The organism is Arthrobacter sp. MYb214 (assembly GCF_002979865.1).
Taxonomy (GTDB): domain Bacteria; phylum Actinomycetota; class Actinomycetes; order Actinomycetales; family Micrococcaceae; genus Glutamicibacter.
This window is the reverse complement of the sequence record NZ_PCPZ01000001.1, coordinates 296,603-314,433: the sequence shown is the minus strand read 5'-3', so window position 1 is coordinate 314,433 and position 17,831 is coordinate 296,603. Positions and strand designations below refer to the sequence as shown.

Here is a 17,831-nt window from a genome sequence, read left to right as displayed (position 1 = left end):
GCAAAACATCGATGCCCGGTACCACTGCGAGTCTGGTACCGGGCATCGATGCCTATGCGAGTGATGGAAGCCGTTTAGGCCAGCTTGTGGTCCGCAGCTTCGGTGCCATCGGCCAGCTCTACGACCTCGTCCTCAGGATCCTGGGGCTGGGCGCCGAGCTTGCCACGGGTCAGCTTGTGCATGATCATGGCCAGCGCGCCGTCACCGGTCACGTTGGTTGCGGTGCCGAAGCTATCCAGGGCAATGTAGGCTGCGAACATCAGGCCGACTTCGACCTCGCCGAAGCCCAGCATCTGGGCGAGCAGGCCAGCAGCGGCCGCAATAGCGCCACCAGGCACGCCGGGAGCTGCAACCATCATGACGCCGAGCATCAGGATGAACGGGAAGTAGGCGCCGAAGGAAACGTCGCCACCGGTCAGCAGGAGCACGGCGATGGAGAAGCAGGTGATCTTGACCATCGAGCCCGACAGGTGGATGGTGGCGCACAGCGGGATGACGAAACCGGCGACCGCATCGGAAACACCGTTCTTCTTCGCAGATTCCAAGGTCACTGGAATGGTTGCGGCCGAGGAGGAGGTACCCAATGCGGTGAAGTAGGCATTGCGCATGCCCCACAGGGCGGCCAGCGGGTTGCGCTTGTTCATCGCGCCAGCGATGGAGTACTGCACCAGCAGGACAACCAGGGTGAGCACGAAGGAGACCACGGCAACGAAGAGGAACTTCTGCACTACGGTGACGGCGTCACCGGCAGCGGACAGATCCAGGAAGATGCCGAAGATGAACAGCGGCAATGCGGGAACAACCACACGGCGGATAACCATCTCGATGATGTTGCGGAACTCCACTGCCCCGCGGAAGAGGACGGTGGAACGGAAGGCGGTCAGGCCCAAGCCCAGCATGAATGCCAGGACCAGCGCGGTCATGACGCCCATCAGCGGTTCCAGCACGATCTCTGTTGCCGATTCGCCTGCGCTGCCGACCAGGGAGAAGTACGGCTCAAAGCCGGATCCTTCGCCTCCGCCAACTTCCTCGACGCCACCGCCGGAAAGCGACTTGGTGAATAGCCAACGGCTCACGAAGTATGCGAGCAGGCCCGCGCACAGGGTGGAGGCGTAGGCGATGGCTGCGGTGATGCCCAACCACTTGCCGGCGCCTTTGCCGAGCTCAGCGATAGCGGGTGCCACCAAACCGAAGATGATCAAAGGCACGACGAAGCCAAGGAATCCGGAGAAGATCGAGTTGTAGGTCAGGAATACGCTTCCCAACCAGACCGGCATGACCGGGCCAAGCAGAATACCCAGCAGAATGGCGACGACCACCCAGCCAAGCAGTGGGATAGATTTCAGCAGCTTCATGAATGTCCTTTAAACGGTTCGGGCTCGGAGCGCACTGTTGGACGGGCCACAAGTGTGTCGTGGCGCACGCCTCAATCATGATAGACGTAATTTTTGTTACACCGAAATCCTGTGAATGGATTGAGTGTTACGAGAATACGCCTTTCTGCCGAATATTCTCTACCGTAAATCGCAACACGCTCAATCAGGTTCGATCCCTGGTGCGGAGGGGGTTCGGGAGCTGAATATTCGTCGATTAAACGGCAGCAGGGCGGATCTGCCCCATTAAGCAGTCCCGCCCCACCTTGGATTCATTGATTATTCGAAGTTCGCTTCGACCACGCCTTGTTCTTGGCCCTGGCCCACCACCTGGCTTTGCACGCGCAGGTTGAGCACGGATCCGTCATCGGCATTTTCATAACTCACGAAGACCGAACCGGCTCCGGCATCGCTGCCCGTTTGCGACCAGTTCGGTCCGCCCGCCGCCGAATGCCCGGTGAGCAAGGCGACCACCTGATCGGTGGCCAGCTGTTGCATCTGCGCTTCATTTCCATTGCCCCAAGCGACGACCAGGGCATCTGCATACTCGGTAGCGCTCGATGGGAGCTTGCCCAGCTCTTGGCCTCCGACAGTTCCAGATTGCTCCGACTCCCCGGCATCCCCGGGAGAGGATGCCGTTGGCGATGCGGACTGCGTTGGGCTGGCTTCAGGACTTGACGGCTCCTGGCTTGCGGTGCCACCTGCAGTGCTGCCGCAACCGGCGAGCGCAAGGCACCCGGCCAGCGCCGCCACCGAACTGAGCTTGAGTAGTTTCCTAGGTGCGTCCGGCATGGATTTCTCCGCTCTCGCAGGGGGTCGCTGATTCCTTGTGGGTTCGATACTCCACCGGAATCGGCAGCGTTTGCAAGTCCGCCGCCCTCCAGCAGGTGTCGGTTGGAGCATTTCTCAGTAGGCTTGGGGCATGAGCCAGCACCCTGCCGATAGCCATGACACCATTCGAGTACGCCAAGCCCGGGAAAACAACTTGCGAGGTGTTGACGTCGATATTCCAAAACGGCGCATTACCGCGTTTACCGGTGTTTCCGGTTCCGGCAAGTCCTCCCTGGTGTTCGGCACGATTGCTGCAGAGTCCCAGCGCCTGATCAATGAAACGTATACGACCTTCATCCAGAGCTTCATGCCCTCGATGCCCCGGCCTGATGTAGAAGTGCTGGAAAACCTCTCCACGGCCATCGTGGTCGACCAGGAACGCATGGGCGCGAATTCGCGTTCTACCGTGGGCACGGCGACCGACGCCTACTCGCTCTTGCGCGTTCTGTATTCGCGTTATTCCACTCCGAGCGCCGGCGGCGCTGGCGCGTACTCGTTTAATCTCGGCCAGGGCGCGTGCCCTGTCTGCGAGGGTTTCGGCACCGAGGCGAGCATCGACCTTGATGAGCTGCTGGATTGGGACAAGTCGCTGAACGAGGGGGCCATCAAGGCGCCGAACTTTGCCCCGGATTCATGGCTGTGGCAGACGCTGACTGCCGGCACGCAAGCAGATCTGGACATGAAGCTCAGGGTCATGCCCAGTGCCATGCTTGACCGCTTGCTCTACGAAGAAGCAGGCAAGGTCAAGCTCAATGGGGCCAACATGAGCTACTCCGGTTTGGTCACGCGCATCAAGTCCAACTACATCCATTCGGGCAGGGAGATCAAGCAAGCCCATATTCGTGCCTGGATCGAACGCATCTCCACGACCGCACCGTGCTCTGCCTGCGCCGGATCACGGCTCGGCCAGGCCGCTCGTGATTCGAAGATCAATTCCTTGGGAATCGCGGACATGACTGCACTGCAGGTTTCCGAACTGCTCGAAATCCTCGAGAAGATCCAGATCCCGGATGCAGCGCCATTGACCACCAATTTGAAGGCAGTGCTCGAATCCATGGTGGATTTGGGGTTGGGATACCTGTCCCTCGACCGTCCGGCGGGGACCCTTTCGGGCGGCGAAGCCCAGCGCGTGAAGATGATCCGGCATCTTGGATCAGCACTCAGTGATGTCACGTATGTCTTCGACGAGCCCACCGTTGGATTGCATCCCCATGACATCCAGCGGATGAACGGGCTGCTGGCTGGCCTTCGGGACAAGGGCAATACCGTGCTGGTGGTGGAGCACAAACCCGAGGTCATCGGCATCGCAGACCACGTGATCGACTTGGGCCCGGGCGCTGGTACCCATGGCGGCACCATTTGCTACAGCGGTCCAGTGGACGGCCTGCTGTCCAGCGATACGCTGACCGGAAAGCACTTCACCACGCGTGCTGCGCTCAATGCGAACCCGCGCGAGGCACAGGGGTCCATGCAAGTGCGCAGTGCCTCCCTGCACAACCTGAAGAATGTTTCCGTGGATATCCCTACCGGCGTGATGTGCGCAATCACCGGTGTCGCCGGTTCCGGCAAATCCACGCTGATCCATTCGACAATCGCCAAACGTGATGACGTGGCGGTGGTGGACCAAACCGCCATCCGAGGCTCCCGGCGTTCGAACCCGGCCACCTATACCGGGATCATGGATCCGATCCGTGCGGCGTTTGCTAAAGCCAACGGCGTGAAGCCTGCCCTGTTCAGCGCCAATTCGGCCGGAGCATGCCCGGGGTGCAGCGGTGTCGGATACACCTATACGGACTTGGCATCCATGGCCGGAGTGGCCTTGCCTTGCGAGCAGTGCGGCGGCAAGCGATTCACCGCTGATGTGCTGGAATACACCCTGGATGGGTTGAACATTGCCGAAGTCCTGGACTTGAGCATGGAAGAAGCGCTTGAGCAGCTCAAAGTACCCAAGGCGAAGGCCGCGCTCGAACGCCTGAACCAGGTGGGTCTGGGATACCTGAAACTGGGACAGCGGCTGAACACGCTTTCTGGCGGCGAACGGCAGCGAATCAAGCTGGCTATCCATTTGGGCCAGGGCGCCGGTACCTACATCCTGGACGAGCCAACCACAGGATTGCACATGGCTGACGTGCAGAACCTGCTGCGCCTGCTCGACGAGATGGTCGATGAAGGCAATACCGTCGTGGTCATCGAGCATCATCTGGCGGTGGTAGCCCACTGCGACTGGGTCATTGACTTGGGTCCCGGGGCAGGGCACGAGGGAGGAAGCATTGTCTTCGAAGGGACCCCGGCCGACCTTGCCGTCTCCGGCACGCTGACCGGAGTTCATCTGTCCGACTACATCAAGGGATAGGAATGGCACAGAAGCTCAGGAAACCGCTGCCTGCCGACGCGCAGGAGCTTGCCAGGTTGCATGTCGAATGCTGGAAAGAAACCTACACGCAGCTGCTGCCAGATGGTTTCTTCGACCCTGCCCACAGTGAGCAGCGGCTGCGCATGTCGGACAGGGTTCTGGAGGACCCGAATCCGCTCTTCAGGATTTCGGTGGCGGAAAATGAGGACGGGAAGCTTGTCGGATTCGCGTTCTCTGCATCACCCATGGGGAATACCGACGGGATACCGGAGAACGTCTCTCGCCAGCTGTAGAACCTGTATGTGCTGGAAGACTTCCATGGCGACGAAACAGGGCAGGCGCTGCTGGATGCAGTCCTTGGCGATGAGCCGGCCGTGCTGTGGGTGGCGGCCCAGAATCCGCGTGCCATCCGATTCTACGAACGCAACGGATTCGCCTTCGACGGCGTGAGCGAGGACGACCCGGCTGCTCCGAAAATTACCGACGCAAGAATGATCAGGTAGCTAGCAAGCGGACAGAATCCCGACGATGTCCGGGTCGCTCCCACGACCCAGTTTCGCGTCGATTTTCAGCACCAGCTGAGCCTGGCGAATCAGTGTGCCGTATTCGGGGCCAGGATCGGGGGTCGCGCGGATTCCCGTGGCGCTGAGTTGGCGCGATTTGTCCATGGCCAGCTCCTTGAGCACATCACGGATCAAGGCCAAATCCTCTGGCTGCACCGCCCAGCTATCCCTATGGCCACGAAGCCAGGATTTGCGCCGCGCCCCCTCCAAGCCTTCGGGCAGCTCGCCGACGCCTTGCAGGTGGTCGAGCATCGAGGTACCGACGTTCCGCTCGGTGATGTCTTGGGACAGGCACCGGTCGATGGCGTATTGGACACGCAGCCACCATTGCCCGGCGGTATCCAGTTTCGAGCGCAGCCGCAGTGTCCGCAAGGCCAGAACAACGCCTACGGCCGCGATGAGTACTGTCAAAAGCGGGACGAGCGAGAGCAGGATCCCCAGCCCCGCGCCCCAGCTACCACCATAACCGTTCATGCTCCGATCCTAGCCCTTGAATCGGGGGTCGGACCGGAGCAATCCTCGGGTTGGCAGAACTAGATGCGCACCAGCATCTTGCCGGTGTTCGCACCGCGCATCATGCCAAGGAAGGCATCCACGGTATTCTCGATGCCATCAACGATCGTCTCGTCGTAGGCGATCTTGCCTTCGGAGAACCACTTGCCCATGCGCTCGCCGAACTCCGGGGCGAGGTCAAGGTAGCTGGAGAGGGTGAATCCCTGAAGTTTCAGGCCGCGGGTGATCAAGTTGGCCATGTTCTGCGGGCCAGGAGTCGACTCGGTGGTGTTGTAGCTGGCGATAGCGCCGCACAGGGCAGCACGACCGCCATCGTTGAACGCTGCCAGGGCGGCTTCGAGGTGGTCCCCGCCCACGTTGTCGAAGAAGACATCGATGCCTTCCGGGGCTGCGGCGGCCAGCTGCCCACGGACATCGCCATCCTTGTAGTTGAAGGCGGCATCGTAGCCGTACTTGCTGGTCAGCAGTTCAACCTTCTCTGCACTGCCGGCCGAGCCGATGACGCGCTTGGCACCCATGAGCTTGGCGATCTGCCCGGCAGCCGTGCCCACGGCACCTGCAGCGCCGGAGACGAAGACGGTCTCGCCCTCGGCAAGATTGGCGACTGCGCTCAGGCCTACATAGGCGGTCAAGCCGGTCATTCCCAAGATGTGCAGGCGCAGCGACGAGGAAACGCCGGGCAGATCAGGTGCCTGCTTGAAGTTCGCAGAGTCAGCCTGCACGGTGTCAGACCAGCCCAGCTGATGCTGGACCAGGGTACCTGCCGGGAACGCTTCGTCCGCGGTCTCGATGACACGGCCAATTGCGCCTCCGAGGATCTGCTCGCCAATCTTGAATGGCGGGATGTAGGAACGGGTGTCATTCATGCGTCCGCGCATGTACGGGTCCACGGAAATGAACTCGTTGCGCACCCGGATTTCACCGGTCTTCAGCTCCGGCAGCTCAACGGTCTGGACGGTGAAGTTCTCCTGCGTTGGCCAACCGGACGGACGGGAGGCGAGCAGGATCTGCGAGCTGGTTGCTTCAGTCATGGTTACCAGTTCTTTCAATTCTCGGTGATATTGGAAACTCTCGGTGTCGTTCTAGTTGCCCAGCGCCAGGCCGAGGACCAGCAGCACAACTGACAGCAGCGGGAACATCCCCTGCTTGACGGCCAGCTTGGCTTTGCCCGGGCTTCCCAGTGCCAGCACCAACGCAGCGGCCAGCATGGAGCCGGCTCCGGCGAAGACCAACGTGGCACCCGCAGCCAAGTGGCCCATGCCCAGGGCAATCACCCCGGCAAGTGCGGCAACTGCCAAGAAGAGGTTGTAGAACCCCTGATTGAAGGCCATTTCGCGCGTTGCTTCTGCTTCAGCCTCGCTGGTCTTGAACAAGGCGCGGGTTTTTCCAGTGGTCCAGGTGATGGACTCCATCGAGAAGATGTAGATGTGGAGCAGGGCAGCGGCGGTTGCGAAGATCTGCGCGGCGATGATCATGGCTTGTCCTTGGTGTTGGGAAGGCAACTATTCTGTAACGACCATTTCAATATATACTGGAATGGTCGTTACGAAAAGAGGAGGTGGGTGTGATGGCGCGTACATCTGCATTCGACAAGGAAACGGCTATCCAGAACGCCCGCTCGGTGTTCTGGTCCAAGGGCTTCGAGGCCACGTCCATTCCCGAACTTGAAAATGCCACCGGCCTGAGCCGTTCAAGCATCTACAACTCCTTCGGCTCCAAGCGCGGCCTGTTCGACGCAGTGGTAGACAGCTACTTGAACGAAATTGTGCGCCCACGGTTGCGTCCGCTGCTCCAGGACCCAGTACCTTCACAGGCATTGAGAGACTATCTGCGTGGGCTTGCTGCCGTTTTCGCGAAGCCAGAGTCCCTGCCTGCAGCCCATGGGTGCCTGCTGATCAACACCGCCAGCGCACCGATCGCAGCAGAGAACGAAATCGCCGCCATCATTTCCGCGTACCGGGAAGAACTTGATGAAGCCATGGGCCGCGGCTTGCGTGCCATTCGCCCGGATCTTTCAGTTGAACGCCATGCCCTGCTGAGCGACACCATCACCGGTCTGGTAGTAGCGGCTTTCACTCTGGTGCGCATCTCCCCCAGCGAAGCTGTTCGCTTGTTGCAATGCGCCGAGAATTTGCTAGATGACTAGGACCGGTTTGCTGCCCCTATTCCTTTCCGGGCTTATGCCGCAAGCCCGGGGCACCTTTTCCCGGATTGCTTCTAGCCAGGCACTGATCCACGGATCAATTCAGTGATTGCACCGCAGAGGGCTGCCGGCTCGCTGCGCGGGTGCCCTGCCGCCTACTGCCAGCGGCAGTTCGTTCTGCATTCAGCGAGTTTTCTGCCGCGTGCTGGATACGGGAACCCCTGCTTTTCATCCGATTAAATAGTCCGGCTCCTGCGCTTCGACGGCCGCAGCCAATCACCGGCGCATGCGTGGCAGATCAGTTCGCACGCAGCAGGCATTAATCGTCACGCTTGCCGCAGAAAATCCAACTGCTTTTGGCTGCTGCGCCGATTTTCCGCACCGCTGGGATCCGTACTCCCCTGAGCGCATGGCACTGGCCGGGACCTGCCTCTGTCCCACCCAGCATTCGGCTGAGCATGCCCCACGGCTGCCAGTTCCAGCGAAGCGGGACAGCGCGCAGAAGGGCTCAAATGGCAGAAGCCCACCAGTTCAATCGAATTGAACTGGTGGGCTTCGGATCAGCCAGCAGCTGCTAGCGTCGAATCACTCCGCTTAGTGGGTGTCCTCGGCAGCGATTTCGGTACGGTCACCGCTCCACTGCGTGTGGAAGGTGCCTTCCTTGTCGGTGCGGCGGTAGGTGTGCGCACCGAAGTAGTCGCGCAGGCCCTGGGTCAGGGCTGCTGGCAGACGGTCGCGGCGCAGGCCATCGTAGTAAGCCAGCGACGAGGAGAACACTGGTGCAGGGATGCCCAGCTGGACAGCAACGGAAACCACGCGGCGCCATGCTGGAACTGCCTTGTTGATGGCTTCAGCGAATGCCGGAGCGAACAGCAAGTTCGAAGGCTTCTCGCCTGCCGAGTAGGCAGCAGTGATGTCCTTGAGCAGGGCTGCACGGATGATGCAGCCTTCACGCCACAGGCCAGCGATCTCGTCGAGCTTCAGGTCCCAGTTGTATTCGCCGGCAGCCGAAGTGAGCATGTCGAGGCCCTGCGCGTAGGAGACGAGCTTCGAAGCGAACAGTGCCTGGCGCACATCCTCGACGAAGTTCTCCGGCAAGGTGACCTCGGCAGTTTCGCCGGTCAGCACCTTCTGGCCCACGGCGCGGATATCGCGCTGCGAGGAAAGGGAACGGGCGAAGACCGACTCGGCGATGGCCGAAACAGGCGAGCCCATATCCAGGCCGGACTGCACGGTCCAGCGGCCGGTGCCCTTCTGGCCTGCGGAGTCCTGGATGACGTCGACCAGCGGCTTGCCGGTGGAAGCATCGACGTGGCCGAGCACTTCAGCGGTGATCTCGATCAGGAAGCTGGACAGTTCGCCCTGGTTCCATTCGTTGAAGATCTCCGACTGCTTGGCTGGCTCGATGCCGGCGGCGCTGCGCATCAGATCGTAGGCTTCGCCAATGACCTGCATGTCGGCGTATTCGATGCCGTTGTGGACCATCTTCACGAAGTGGCCTGCACCGTCGGTGGAGATCCAAGCGCAGCACGGTGCGCCGTCGTCGGCCTTGGCGGAGATCTTCTCCAGCATCGGGCCCAGCGACTTGTAGGATTCAGCGGAACCGCCGGGCATGATCGATGGGCCGAGCAGTGCGCCCTCTTCGCCACCGGAGACGCCGATGCCCACGAAGTGCAGGCCCTTTTCAGCCAGGGCAGCTTCGCGGCGGCGGGTGTCGGTGTAGTGCGAGTTGCCGGCGTCGATGACCACGTCGCCCTCTTCGAGCAGCGGCACCAGCTGGTCGATGACCGAGTCCACTGGACCGCCGGCCTTGACCATGATCAGCACGCGGCGCGGGGTTTCGAGGTTTGCTACCAGCTCTTCCAGGCTTTCGGTGCGAATGAAATCGCCCTCATCGCCATGAGCTTCCAGCAGCGCGTCGGTCTTGCCGACCGAGCGGTTGTGCAGGGCGACGGTGTATCCGTTGCGAGCGAAGTTACGGGCAAGGTTTGCGCCCATGACGGCCAGACCTGTGACACCAATCTGTGCAGGCATAAAAATAAGTCTCCATCGATTACGGGGAGTTGAACCGCCAAGCAGAGACCGGATGAGTCACGATCCCTGTTCACGGCCACGTGACCTTTCCATCCTACAAGGGCGACGCCCGTGTTTTACAGAGGATCGCGTAAATTAAAGCATATTTATTTCGCGGATCGACTCGCCATAGTCCGATTTGGCGCAAGTCATTGGCTAAACTGACCCCATGGCAACTAGTCTGCACGCTCATGTGGTTGAGCACCTCGGCTCTCGCATTATCAGCGGGCAAATTCCGCGCGGCTCCATTATCCTCGCCGCCGACCTCGAGCAGAAGCTCCAGGTCTCGCGTTCGGTGATCCGTGAAGCCATCCGCGTTCTGGCCCAATGCGGCCTAGTCACCAGCACCAAGCGCGTGGGCATCCGCGTGCTGGGGGCCGAACGCTGGAACCCCTACGACGATCATGTCATCCGCTGGCGGCTGGCCAGCGACCAGAAGGGCGCACAGCTGCGCTCGCTGACCGAGCTGCGCATTTCCGTAGAGCCGATGGCCGCGGAACTGGCTGCCGAGTTCGCCCCCGAAGCGATGCGCAAGGAGCTGATGATGCTCTCGGCGCAGATGAACCATTACGGGCGCCAAGGCGATTTGCGACGGTTCCTGGAACTGGATATCCGATTCCACGCTGTGGTGCTGGCCGCCTCGGGCAATGAGATGTTTGCGAACCTCTCCACCCCGATCGGAGCGATTTTGCGCGGCCGCACCGAATTGGGCCTGATGCCTGAACGCCCGCACGAGGAAGCCCTGCTCTGGCACCAGTCGGTCGCCGATGCCATCTCCAATTCGGACTCCGCCAGCGCGCGGAAGAACATGGAAAGCATCATGCGCCGGACGCACAACGAGATCTGCAGCCTCTGGGACGGCGCGCCGCGCTTGTTCGTGGACCCGGCCAAGAGCGCCCAGTAACCCGGCATTCCCTTCTTAAAAGCGAATCCGCCGGGACAGCGACTGCATCGCTGCCCCGGCGGATTTTTTGTCCTGCTCGCTGCCCCTTTTTAGGCCAGCGCGGTCGCCAGGCCGTAGAGCACCATGACGCAGGCGAAGCCGACCACCGATACCAGCGCCTGGCCAACGGTCCAGACCTTCAAGGTGGTTGGCACATCGATGTCCAGGAAGCGCGAGATCAGCCAGAAGCCCGAGTCGTTGACGTGGCCGGCGAAGACCGAGCCTGCTGCCAGCGCGAGCACCATGGCGGCGACCTGGAATGCGGTCAGCGAGGCATCCGCCAGCACCGCCGGCTGGACGATGGCCGCCGCAGTGGTCAGCGCCACTGTTGCCGAGCCCTGGGCCAGCCGGACGATGGCCGCGATCAGGAAGCCGGCGACGATCAGCGGCATGCCCACCGATTCAAGCGAGGTGGCAATGGCGTTGCCGATGCCGCTGGCACGCAGCACTCCGCCGAACATGCCACCAGCGCCGGTGATCAGGATGATCGAGCAGACCGGGCCCAGCGCGGAGTCCACGATGGTCTCGGTAAGGGTCTTGTCCTTGCCCTTGCGGAAGCCCAGCAGGAAAATGCCCAGCAGCACGGTGATGAGCAGGGCCACCGGAGTTTCACCCAGCAGGCGAAGCCAGCGCACCCAGGAGGCTTCCGGGTCCACGATGCCGGCGGAACCGAGCATGTTCAGTCCGGTGTTCATGAAGATCAGCAACAGCGGGAGCAGCAGCAAGCTGAACACCGTGCCCACGGAAGGAGAGGACTTGAACTCGTCCTTCGTTGCACCGTTGCCCAGTGCCGCATCCAGGATATTCGGTACCGGGATGTTGAACTTCTTGCCAACGAACTTTCCAAAGAGATGGCCTGCAACGAACCACGTTGGAATCGCGACGACCAGGCCGAGCACCAGCACGAGCCCGACGTTGGCTTCCAGCAGGCCGGAGGCGGCCACAGGGCCCGGGTGCGGCGGAACGAAGACGTGCATCACCGAGAATGCGGTGGCCGATGGGATGGCGTAGAGCAGCAGCGAGCCGCCCAAGCGGCGGGCCACGGTGAAGATGATCGGCAGCATGACTACCAGCCCGGCATCGAAGAAGATCGGGAAGCCGAAGAGCAGCGAGGCAACTGACAGTGCCAGCGGCGCGCGCTTCTCGCCGAACTTGGAGATCAGCCAGTTGGTCATCACATCGGCGCCGCCACTGGTTTCCAGCATGCGTCCGAGCATTGCGCCAAGGCCGACCAGCAGGGCCACACTGGCCAAGGTGGATCCGAAGCCGCCGGTCAGCGTCGTGATGACCGATTCAGCCGGGATGCCGGAAGCGACCGCGGTCAGCAAGCTGGTGAGCACCAGTGCGAGGAACGCGTGGACGCGGAAGCGGATAATCAGCACCAGCAGCAGCGCTACCGCCGCGACCGCTAGCGTCAGGAGCCCGGGCGTACTTAACGTCCAGTTCAGTTCAAGCTCAGTTGTCATTGTCATCCTTGATCAATGGGAGGCTTATGCCATAGGTGGTCTGTGGATTGCTGTCGGCGCACTGCACTAGGACAGTTTGGCGATCAGCTGTCGAACGATGTCCTCGGGGCTATCGGCAATATCGGCGCTGAGCACCGGCTCGTCCGCATCGGGAGCCTCAAGCGTGGCCAGCTGGCTGTCAAGCAGGCTGGTGGGCATGTACTCATGCGAACGCGCGTTCATCCGGTCCCGTATCAGCGTCGGGACACCGGTGAGGTGGATGAAGATCGTTGCTGGCTCCAAGCTGAGGATGAGATCCCGGTAGCTTCGCTTGAGTGCAGAACAGGCAATAACCAGCGGCGCTTGGTGCCGATTGCTTTCGGCCAGTTTGGCGCCGATCAGCTGCAGCCACGGCTCGCGGTCAGCGTCATCCAGAGACTGTCCGCCGGCCATTTTTTCCTTGTTGGCCTTGGGGTGCAGGTTGTCGCCATCAATGAATTCATGATGCAGCTGATCAGCCAGCATCTTTCCGATGGTGGTCTTGCCGCTGCCCGAGACACCCATTACAACAAGGGGCGGGACCTGTTCACTCATCCATTTACTCCGTCGTACGTGAACCTAATATATGACTTATGTTGTAGCCAAAGTCATAAAGTATGATTTAACTAGAGTAGGAGCGGCAGCGGACGCTGTCAACAGGTTGCACCTGGTTCACCAGGAAGATTCTGTAAAACATGTGGCCAGATGGGGAATTCCCGGATCAATTGGCCCGAGGTTCAAGCATGGCTTGAACCCAGCCTTTGAAAATGCTGAATTTCTTCGAGGTCGTTGTAGAACCCCAGCTCAATGCCATGTACTCTCGGTTTTTAAGTGGATCGAACCCGACCACTGCACAGTCTGACCATTGGAGCGAATCATGGGATTCATTGGATGGATAGTTTTGGGCTTGATTGCCGGAGCGATCGCAAAGGCCATTCTGCCCGGCAAGCAAGGTGGCGGCTGGATCGCTACCCTGATTCTCGGCGTCGTTGGCGCCCTACTCGGAGGCTGGATCGGAAGTGCTATCTTCGGTGAGGGCGTGGATGAGTTCTTCTCGATCTCAAGTTGGCTTCTTGCCATCGGCGGCGCCCTGATCGTCTTGGTCATTTGGGGCTTCATCACCAAACGACGGGCCTAAGTCACCTCCCGAGGGACCATTGTCCTGCGGATCTTGAATTCCCGCCGAGCAGCAGTACCAACTGCTGCTCGGCGGGTTTTTCTCTTGTCTTGGCTACTTCACCCGCAGCAGCTCAGAGCCCACGGCTTCCCTGCGCAATTCGAAAAGCAGAAGGCTCCCCTCCGTGTCCGAGGCTTCCCCAAGTGCGGTATGGAATACCTTGAAGCTCAGTACCGCTGGGCAGTTGCGTGCGAACATCTGGGCCACGGCAGCAGGCCGGGACCGCTGGCCCGGGGCGTCGAAGACCATATCGGTAAATCCTTCGGGAACCCAGCGTGCACCAAGGTTGTCGTCGCCATCCAGGGAAGCTTCCTGCTGCTTTTCCCAGCGTTCAACGATCCGTTCTTCCGAGACATCTTGCGGCGCGTACGCCTCCACGATCTGAATCTCGTATCCGGCCTCCTGCAGCTGAGCTGCCAGCTTCTGCGCTGAATCCTCGGACGCAAGGACCTTGTCAATGACGACATTCAGCCCTTGCTCGAAGCATGCGGCACGCAGGTTCTCGCTGAGCATGGAAGATTCCTCATGCACCAGGCTCGCCATGTCCATCGGGAAGAACTGCTCACCGCGCTGCTCGCGCTCTTTGACTTCCCGAGGCTTGAAGAATCCTTCGTAAGTTCCGTCTTCTTGCGCTTCGCGCATCAGATTCGCCTTGAATTCATCGGCATCGATCACCACATAGTCATCTTCATGACCGCCAAGCAGTTCGCGCAGCAGGCTGCTCTTGCCGGCTCCCGGAGCTCCGGCAAGCACAACAGCTTGGCGCTGCGCTTGGGCGCCGCCCGCTGCCCGCAGTTCCTGGTCGATCAACCGCCGATGCAACTGGTCGCGTTCCCCGATCGCCTTCCACGAGCCCGGGGCCACTTCTTCGAACCAGTCAGGGTTGCGCACGGAGATGAACGGTGAATCATTGGCCAGCACTTCTCCGGGCTCATTGAGTTGAGCAATAGTCTTCAGGTGGTCGGTAATTTCTTGGTCATCTGCCATATTCGAATCCTAATCGGGATTAATCGCGATGACCCCACAGCACGCTGACAGCCGATTATCGTATAGTTCGATGATGGGCCCAGTGCCCGCGCACGACGTTAAGGAGACCCATGGCTACCGCACCGCTACCATCTGCAGGCAAAGGCCGAGCCGGGCGAACCTTCGCGCACATCGGCACCGAGCGTACTCGCTGGCGCGGGCTGATCCATGCCTGGTCCACCCCGGGCATTATCATCATGAGCCTGGTGCTGGTCGTACTGGCCAACGGACGCTTGGCGGAATGGACCACCGCGGTCTTCGCGCTCTGCTCGATCCTGCTCTTTGGCACCTCGGCGCTTTACCATCGTGGCAACTGGACCGACAAGGTCATGGGGCTCTTCCGCCGGGCCGACCATGCGAACATCTTCCTGCTCATTGCCGGCACCTACACTCCGGTAGCAGCATTGACCTTGCCCGGTCCGCAGGCGATCATCGTGCTGTCCGTCATCTGGGCCGGTGCACTGGCCGGCATTGCCATCAAGTCATTCTGGCCCGCGGCACCCCGCTGGGTTGGAGTCAGCCTCTACATCCTGCTCGGGTGGGGCGCATTGATGCAGTTGCCAGCGTTCTGGGCCGCGAACCCCGCGGTGATGATCCTGATTCTCGCTGGCGGCTTGGCCTACACGATCGGTGCGGTTTTCTACGCCACGAAGCGGCCAAATCCGCTGCCGAGCGTTTTCGGATTCCACGAGCTCTTCCATGCCTGCACCGTCATGGCCTTCCTGTGCCACTGGACGGCTGTGCTTCTGGTGGCCCTGTAAGCGCGCGAACCCGCTGGAAAAAGCGATCGCCGCAAGTTCCACGAGGAAGCTTGCGGCGATCATTGGCTGAATCCCAGGCTGGATTAGCGCTGGCCGTAGCGCTTTCGCACGACCACGAGGCCGATCAGCGAAATCACGGCAATTGCCATGTAGTACAGGCTTGGTGCATCCAGCGACCCGGTCAGGTCCAGCAGCCACGTCAGTACCAGCGGGGCAATTCCGCCCAAAAGGGTCACGCCCACGTTGTAGGCCACCGACAGGCCCGAACCCCGGATGGCAGCCGGGAAGAGGTTGGAGAGCAACGCCGGCAGCGGACCGAAGTAGAAGGACATGATCACGCCGAGAACCGCGATCACGATCACCATCACGATCACGCTCGGGTTCGAGGTCATCAGCTTGAACAGCGGGTAGGCCAGCACGAACGCCGCGACCGCTGCGTAGGTCATCACCCGGGCCGGGCCAATGCGGTCAGCCAGATGGCCCACCAGCGGGACGCCGCACAATGTGATGATGCCCGCCGAGATGCCGCCCAGGAAAGCCGCGTCGGCAGGGATCTTCAGGTTCGTGACGGCGAAGGTCGGCATGTACAGGATCATGTACACCGAAATCGTGGCCACGCCAATGGTTGCCGCTGCCGCCAGCAGGCGGCCGTAGTGCTGGGTGAACAGCGTGCCCAGTGGCGATTTCTCCTTGGCGGCGGAAACGAACTCGTCGGTTTCATCCAGCTTGGCGCGGATGTACAGGCCTACCGGCCCGATTAGCAGGCCAACGAAGAACGGCACGCGCCAGCCCCAGCTCTCCAGGGCTTCCTGGCTCAGGCCGGTGGTCAGGAAGTAGCCGAAGGCAGAAGCCAGCAGCATGGATGCACCTTGGCTGGCGACCTGCCACGAAGAGTAGAACGCCTTCTTGTGCGGTGCGGTTTCGATCAGGAATGCAGTGGCCGTGCCGAATTCGCCACCGGCAGAGAAGCCCTGGATCATGCGCGAGAGCAGGATGATCAAGGCACCGGCTACGCCCGCCACCTCATAGGGCGGTGCCACAGCCATGATCAGCGTACCGAGCATCATCAGGCCCAGCGTGAGGGTCAGCGCGTTCTTGCGTCCCTTGCGGTCGGCGTAGCTGCCCAGCACCATGCCGCCCAGGGGGCGGATCAGGTAGGAAATTGCGAAGGAGGCGAAGGTGAGAATCAGCGCGAACGTGCCGTCCGATTCCGGATAGAACACCTTGGCAATGGTCGTCGCGAAAGTGGCATAGACAATGATGTCGAACCATTCCAGCGCCGCGCCGATGGAACTGGAGATGACCGCCTTGCGGGCTTTGACGATCTGCTCTGGTGTCGCCTTCACCTCGGCGCTCACGAGCTGACCTGCGCAATCAGCGAATCGATGAAGTTCTCGCACGCCACGATCTGCTCCAGCTCGATGTATTCGTCCGGAGCGTGGGCTTGGGCGATATCGCCAGGACCGCACACCACGGTGGGAATGCCGGCCGCGGCGAACAGCCCGGCCTCCGTGCCATAGGTAACCTTTTCATCGGTGGCAATGGCGCCGCAGGCGGCCGCGAAGGACACGATCCCTTCCTCCGCAGCGGTATCCAGTCCCGGAGCGCCCGCCTGCTGGGAGAACTCTACGGAGCAGCTCGGGTTCTGCTCGCGCATCTGGGCTTCCAGCTTGGCCGCTTCTGCGCGCAAGCGCGCGGTCAGCGCCTCGCGGTCCACCACCGCGAGCGAGCGGTACTCGAAGAACACCACCGCCTGCGAGGGAATGGTGTTCACCGCGATGCCGCCGTCGAACTTGTTCACGTTCATGGTGGTGGTCGGTTCGATGAACGCTTCATCGCGCGGTCCATGGTTGCGCAGCTCGTCCGAAACTTCCTCGACGAAATTCGCGAAGCGCAGCGCATAGGAAATTGCGTTGACTCCCTCGGAAGGCAGCGAGGAGTGCGCTGCGACGCCGTTGAATTCGGCGCGGAAAACGTTCATCGACTTGTGGCCGCGGATCGCCCGCATGCTCGATGGCTCCCCCACGAAGCATCCGCGAGGCGCCAGCTTCTCGTCAACAATTCTCTGCACCAGCGACACCGCGCCGACGCAGCCGACTTCTTCGTCATAGGACAGCGCCAGGTGGATTGGTTCGGCAAGTTCTGCGCCGGTGAACTGGTCCAGCTTGGCCAGGATCACCCCGAGGAAGCCCTTCATGTCGCAGGTGCCGCGGCCATAGAGCTTGTCTGCGCGCACCTGGGCGTCGAATGGATCGCTGCTCCATTTCTGCCCGTCCACTGGCACCACGTCGGTGTGCCCGGAAAGCACAATGCCGCCGGTGCGGGTTCCATCGGCGGCGGGGATGGTGGCCAGCAGGTTGGCCTTGGTGCCCTCTTCGTTGTGGATCAGCTGGGAGCTGATGCCATAGGCGTCCAGCTTCTTCACGACATTCCCGATCAGCGCAAGGTTGCTGTCGCGGCTAGTGGTGTCCACGGCGATGAGCTCGTAGATTTCTTTCATGCTTGCTTCGCTGGGCGCGGGCATTTCAGCTCCTGGTTCTAGGCGATGATGCTATGGATTCATGTTTCCATATTGCTCCCGCACCACCTAG

At 61.1% G+C, this 17,831-nt stretch carries 18 protein-coding genes; 7 read left to right on the top strand and 11 right to left on the bottom strand.

Going from position 1 to position 17,831, the window contains the following annotated elements:
- Nucleotides 1–74 precede the first annotated feature (74 nt).
- Complete coding sequence (locus CQ012_RS01315; protein WP_105661226.1) at nucleotides 75–1,355, bottom strand: dicarboxylate/amino acid:cation symporter; 1,281 nt, start codon at nucleotides 1,353–1,355, stop codon at nucleotides 75–77.
- Nucleotides 1,356–1,652: 297 nt separating this feature from the next.
- Nucleotides 1,653–2,165, bottom strand: coding sequence for a hypothetical protein (locus CQ012_RS01310; RefSeq protein WP_146112885.1), 513 nt, complete (start codon nucleotides 2,163–2,165; stop codon nucleotides 1,653–1,655).
- A 130-nt stretch (nucleotides 2,166–2,295) separates the two neighbouring features.
- Between CQ012_RS01310 and CQ012_RS01305 the strand changes: the two genes are divergently transcribed.
- Genes CQ012_RS01305 through CQ012_RS17825 form a run of 3 tightly spaced genes read left to right on the top strand, consistent with a single transcriptional unit; the run spans nucleotide 2,296 to nucleotide 5,060 of the window.
- Nucleotides 2,296–4,557 (top strand): ATP-binding cassette domain-containing protein, encoded by a 2,262-nt coding sequence (locus CQ012_RS01305; protein WP_105661224.1) that lies wholly within the window; start codon nucleotides 2,296–2,298, stop codon nucleotides 4,555–4,557.
- A 2-nt stretch (nucleotides 4,558–4,559) separates the two neighbouring features.
- Nucleotides 4,560–4,850 (top strand): GNAT family N-acetyltransferase, encoded by a 291-nt coding sequence (locus tag CQ012_RS17830; RefSeq protein WP_286134224.1) that lies wholly within the window; start codon nucleotides 4,560–4,562, stop codon nucleotides 4,848–4,850.
- Between the two features lie 9 nt (nucleotides 4,851–4,859).
- Nucleotides 4,860–5,060, top strand: a complete 201-nt coding sequence (locus tag CQ012_RS17825) for a GNAT family N-acetyltransferase (protein WP_286134223.1) — start codon at nucleotides 4,860–4,862, stop codon at nucleotides 5,058–5,060.
- Here the strand turns inward: CQ012_RS17825 and CQ012_RS01295 are convergent, their stop codons facing one another.
- From CQ012_RS01295 to CQ012_RS01285, 3 genes are read right to left on the bottom strand one after another with little or no spacing between them, the layout of a single operon-like run.
- Nucleotides 5,061–5,594 (bottom strand): hypothetical protein, encoded by a 534-nt coding sequence (locus CQ012_RS01295; protein ID WP_105657769.1) that lies wholly within the window; start codon nucleotides 5,592–5,594, stop codon nucleotides 5,061–5,063.
- A gap of 59 nt (nucleotides 5,595–5,653) precedes the next feature.
- Nucleotides 5,654–6,664 (bottom strand): NADP-dependent oxidoreductase, encoded by a 1,011-nt coding sequence (locus tag CQ012_RS01290; protein WP_105661223.1) that lies wholly within the window; start codon nucleotides 6,662–6,664, stop codon nucleotides 5,654–5,656.
- A gap of 51 nt (nucleotides 6,665–6,715) precedes the next feature.
- Nucleotides 6,716–7,108: a DUF1304 domain-containing protein gene (locus CQ012_RS01285; protein WP_105657767.1), complete on the bottom strand. Its 393-nt coding sequence runs from the start codon at nucleotides 7,106–7,108 to the stop codon at nucleotides 6,716–6,718.
- A 92-nt stretch (nucleotides 7,109–7,200) separates the two neighbouring features.
- On the opposite strand from CQ012_RS01285, the gene CQ012_RS01280 reads away from it, so the two are divergent.
- Nucleotides 7,201–7,779 carry a TetR/AcrR family transcriptional regulator gene (locus CQ012_RS01280; RefSeq protein ID WP_105657766.1) on the top strand — a complete coding sequence of 193 codons (579 nt, stop codon included), beginning with the start codon at nucleotides 7,201–7,203 and terminating at the stop codon, nucleotides 7,777–7,779.
- Between the two features lie 591 nt (nucleotides 7,780–8,370).
- Here the strand turns inward: CQ012_RS01280 and gnd are convergent.
- Nucleotides 8,371–9,810, bottom strand: a complete 1,440-nt coding sequence (gnd, locus tag CQ012_RS01275; RefSeq protein WP_105657765.1) for an NADP-dependent phosphogluconate dehydrogenase — start codon at nucleotides 9,808–9,810, stop codon at nucleotides 8,371–8,373.
- Between the two features lie 208 nt (nucleotides 9,811–10,018).
- On the opposite strand from gnd, the gene CQ012_RS01270 reads away from it, so the two are divergent.
- Nucleotides 10,019–10,753, top strand: coding sequence for a FadR/GntR family transcriptional regulator (locus CQ012_RS01270; RefSeq protein ID WP_105657764.1), 735 nt, complete (start codon nucleotides 10,019–10,021; stop codon nucleotides 10,751–10,753).
- An 89-nt stretch (nucleotides 10,754–10,842) separates the two neighbouring features.
- Here CQ012_RS01270 and CQ012_RS01265 read toward each other — a convergent pair whose 3' ends face one another.
- Both CQ012_RS01265 and CQ012_RS01260 read right to left on the bottom strand, forming a co-directional pair.
- Nucleotides 10,843–12,258 carry a GntP family permease gene (locus CQ012_RS01265; protein ID WP_105661222.1) on the bottom strand — a complete coding sequence of 472 codons (1,416 nt, stop codon included), beginning with the start codon at nucleotides 12,256–12,258 and terminating at the stop codon, nucleotides 10,843–10,845.
- A gap of 66 nt (nucleotides 12,259–12,324) precedes the next feature.
- Complete coding sequence (locus tag CQ012_RS01260) at nucleotides 12,325–12,831, bottom strand: gluconokinase (RefSeq protein WP_105661221.1); 507 nt, start codon at nucleotides 12,829–12,831, stop codon at nucleotides 12,325–12,327.
- Nucleotides 12,832–13,153: 322 nt separating this feature from the next.
- Here CQ012_RS01260 and CQ012_RS01255 point away from each other — a divergent pair, with 322 nt between their 5' ends.
- Nucleotides 13,154–13,414 carry a GlsB/YeaQ/YmgE family stress response membrane protein gene (locus CQ012_RS01255; RefSeq protein ID WP_105657761.1) on the top strand — a complete coding sequence of 87 codons (261 nt, stop codon included), beginning with the start codon at nucleotides 13,154–13,156 and terminating at the stop codon, nucleotides 13,412–13,414.
- A gap of 93 nt (nucleotides 13,415–13,507) precedes the next feature.
- Here CQ012_RS01255 and CQ012_RS01250 read toward each other — a convergent pair whose 3' ends face one another.
- The gene (locus CQ012_RS01250) at nucleotides 13,508–14,440 is read right to left on the bottom strand and encodes a zeta toxin family protein (RefSeq protein ID WP_105657760.1); all 933 of its coding nucleotides are present in this window, start codon (nucleotides 14,438–14,440) and stop codon (nucleotides 13,508–13,510) included.
- A 110-nt stretch (nucleotides 14,441–14,550) separates the two neighbouring features.
- Between CQ012_RS01250 and trhA the strand changes: the two genes are divergently transcribed.
- On the top strand, nucleotides 14,551–15,240 hold the full coding sequence (trhA, locus tag CQ012_RS01245; RefSeq protein WP_181148987.1) for a PAQR family membrane homeostasis protein TrhA: 690 nt from the start codon (nucleotides 14,551–14,553) through the stop codon (nucleotides 15,238–15,240).
- Between the two features lie 83 nt (nucleotides 15,241–15,323).
- Here the strand turns inward: trhA and CQ012_RS01240 are convergent, their stop codons facing one another.
- A complete protein-coding gene (locus CQ012_RS01240; RefSeq protein WP_105661220.1) occupies nucleotides 15,324–16,598 on the bottom strand; it encodes an MFS transporter in 1,275 nt (424 codons plus the stop codon).
- On the bottom strand, nucleotides 16,595–17,764 hold the full coding sequence (argE, locus tag CQ012_RS01235; RefSeq protein WP_286134543.1) for an acetylornithine deacetylase: 1,170 nt from the start codon (nucleotides 17,762–17,764) through the stop codon (nucleotides 16,595–16,597). Before argE ends, CQ012_RS01240 begins: the two co-directional genes overlap by 4 nt.
- Nucleotides 17,765–17,831: the final 67 nt, after the last annotated feature.

Excerpts from the sequence above, each read along its gene's own strand:
- CQ012_RS01315 (WP_105661226.1), bottom strand. The coding sequence starts at position 1,355 with ATGAAGCTGCTGAAATCTATCCCACTGCTTGGCTGGGTGGTCGTCGCC.
- CQ012_RS01310 (WP_146112885.1), bottom strand. The coding sequence starts at position 2,165 with ATGCCGGACGCACCTAGGAAACTACTCAAGCTCAGTTCGGTGGCGGCG.
- CQ012_RS01305 (WP_105661224.1), top strand. The coding sequence starts at position 2,296 with ATGAGCCAGCACCCTGCCGATAGCCATGACACCATTCGAGTACGCCAA.
- CQ012_RS17830 (WP_286134224.1), top strand. The coding sequence starts at position 4,560 with ATGGCACAGAAGCTCAGGAAACCGCTGCCTGCCGACGCGCAGGAGCTT.
- CQ012_RS01295 (WP_105657769.1), bottom strand. The coding sequence starts at position 5,594 with ATGAACGGTTATGGTGGTAGCTGGGGCGCGGGGCTGGGGATCCTGCTC.
- CQ012_RS01290 (WP_105661223.1), bottom strand. The coding sequence starts at position 6,664 with ATGACTGAAGCAACCAGCTCGCAGATCCTGCTCGCCTCCCGTCCGTCC.
- CQ012_RS01285 (WP_105657767.1), bottom strand. The coding sequence starts at position 7,108 with ATGATCATCGCCGCGCAGATCTTCGCAACCGCCGCTGCCCTGCTCCAC.
- CQ012_RS01280 (WP_105657766.1), top strand. The coding sequence starts at position 7,201 with ATGGCGCGTACATCTGCATTCGACAAGGAAACGGCTATCCAGAACGCC.
- gnd (WP_105657765.1), bottom strand. The coding sequence starts at position 9,810 with ATGCCTGCACAGATTGGTGTCACAGGTCTGGCCGTCATGGGCGCAAAC.
- CQ012_RS01270 (WP_105657764.1), top strand. The coding sequence starts at position 10,019 with ATGGCAACTAGTCTGCACGCTCATGTGGTTGAGCACCTCGGCTCTCGC.
- CQ012_RS01265 (WP_105661222.1), bottom strand. The coding sequence starts at position 12,258 with ATGACAACTGAGCTTGAACTGAACTGGACGTTAAGTACGCCCGGGCTC.
- CQ012_RS01260 (WP_105661221.1), bottom strand. The coding sequence starts at position 12,831 with ATGAGTGAACAGGTCCCGCCCCTTGTTGTAATGGGTGTCTCGGGCAGC.
- CQ012_RS01255 (WP_105657761.1), top strand. The coding sequence starts at position 13,154 with ATGGGATTCATTGGATGGATAGTTTTGGGCTTGATTGCCGGAGCGATC.
- CQ012_RS01250 (WP_105657760.1), bottom strand. The coding sequence starts at position 14,440 with ATGGCAGATGACCAAGAAATTACCGACCACCTGAAGACTATTGCTCAA.
- trhA (WP_181148987.1), top strand. The coding sequence starts at position 14,551 with ATGGCTACCGCACCGCTACCATCTGCAGGCAAAGGCCGAGCCGGGCGA.
- argE (WP_286134543.1), bottom strand. The coding sequence starts at position 17,764 with ATGCCCGCGCCCAGCGAAGCAAGCATGAAAGAAATCTACGAGCTCATC.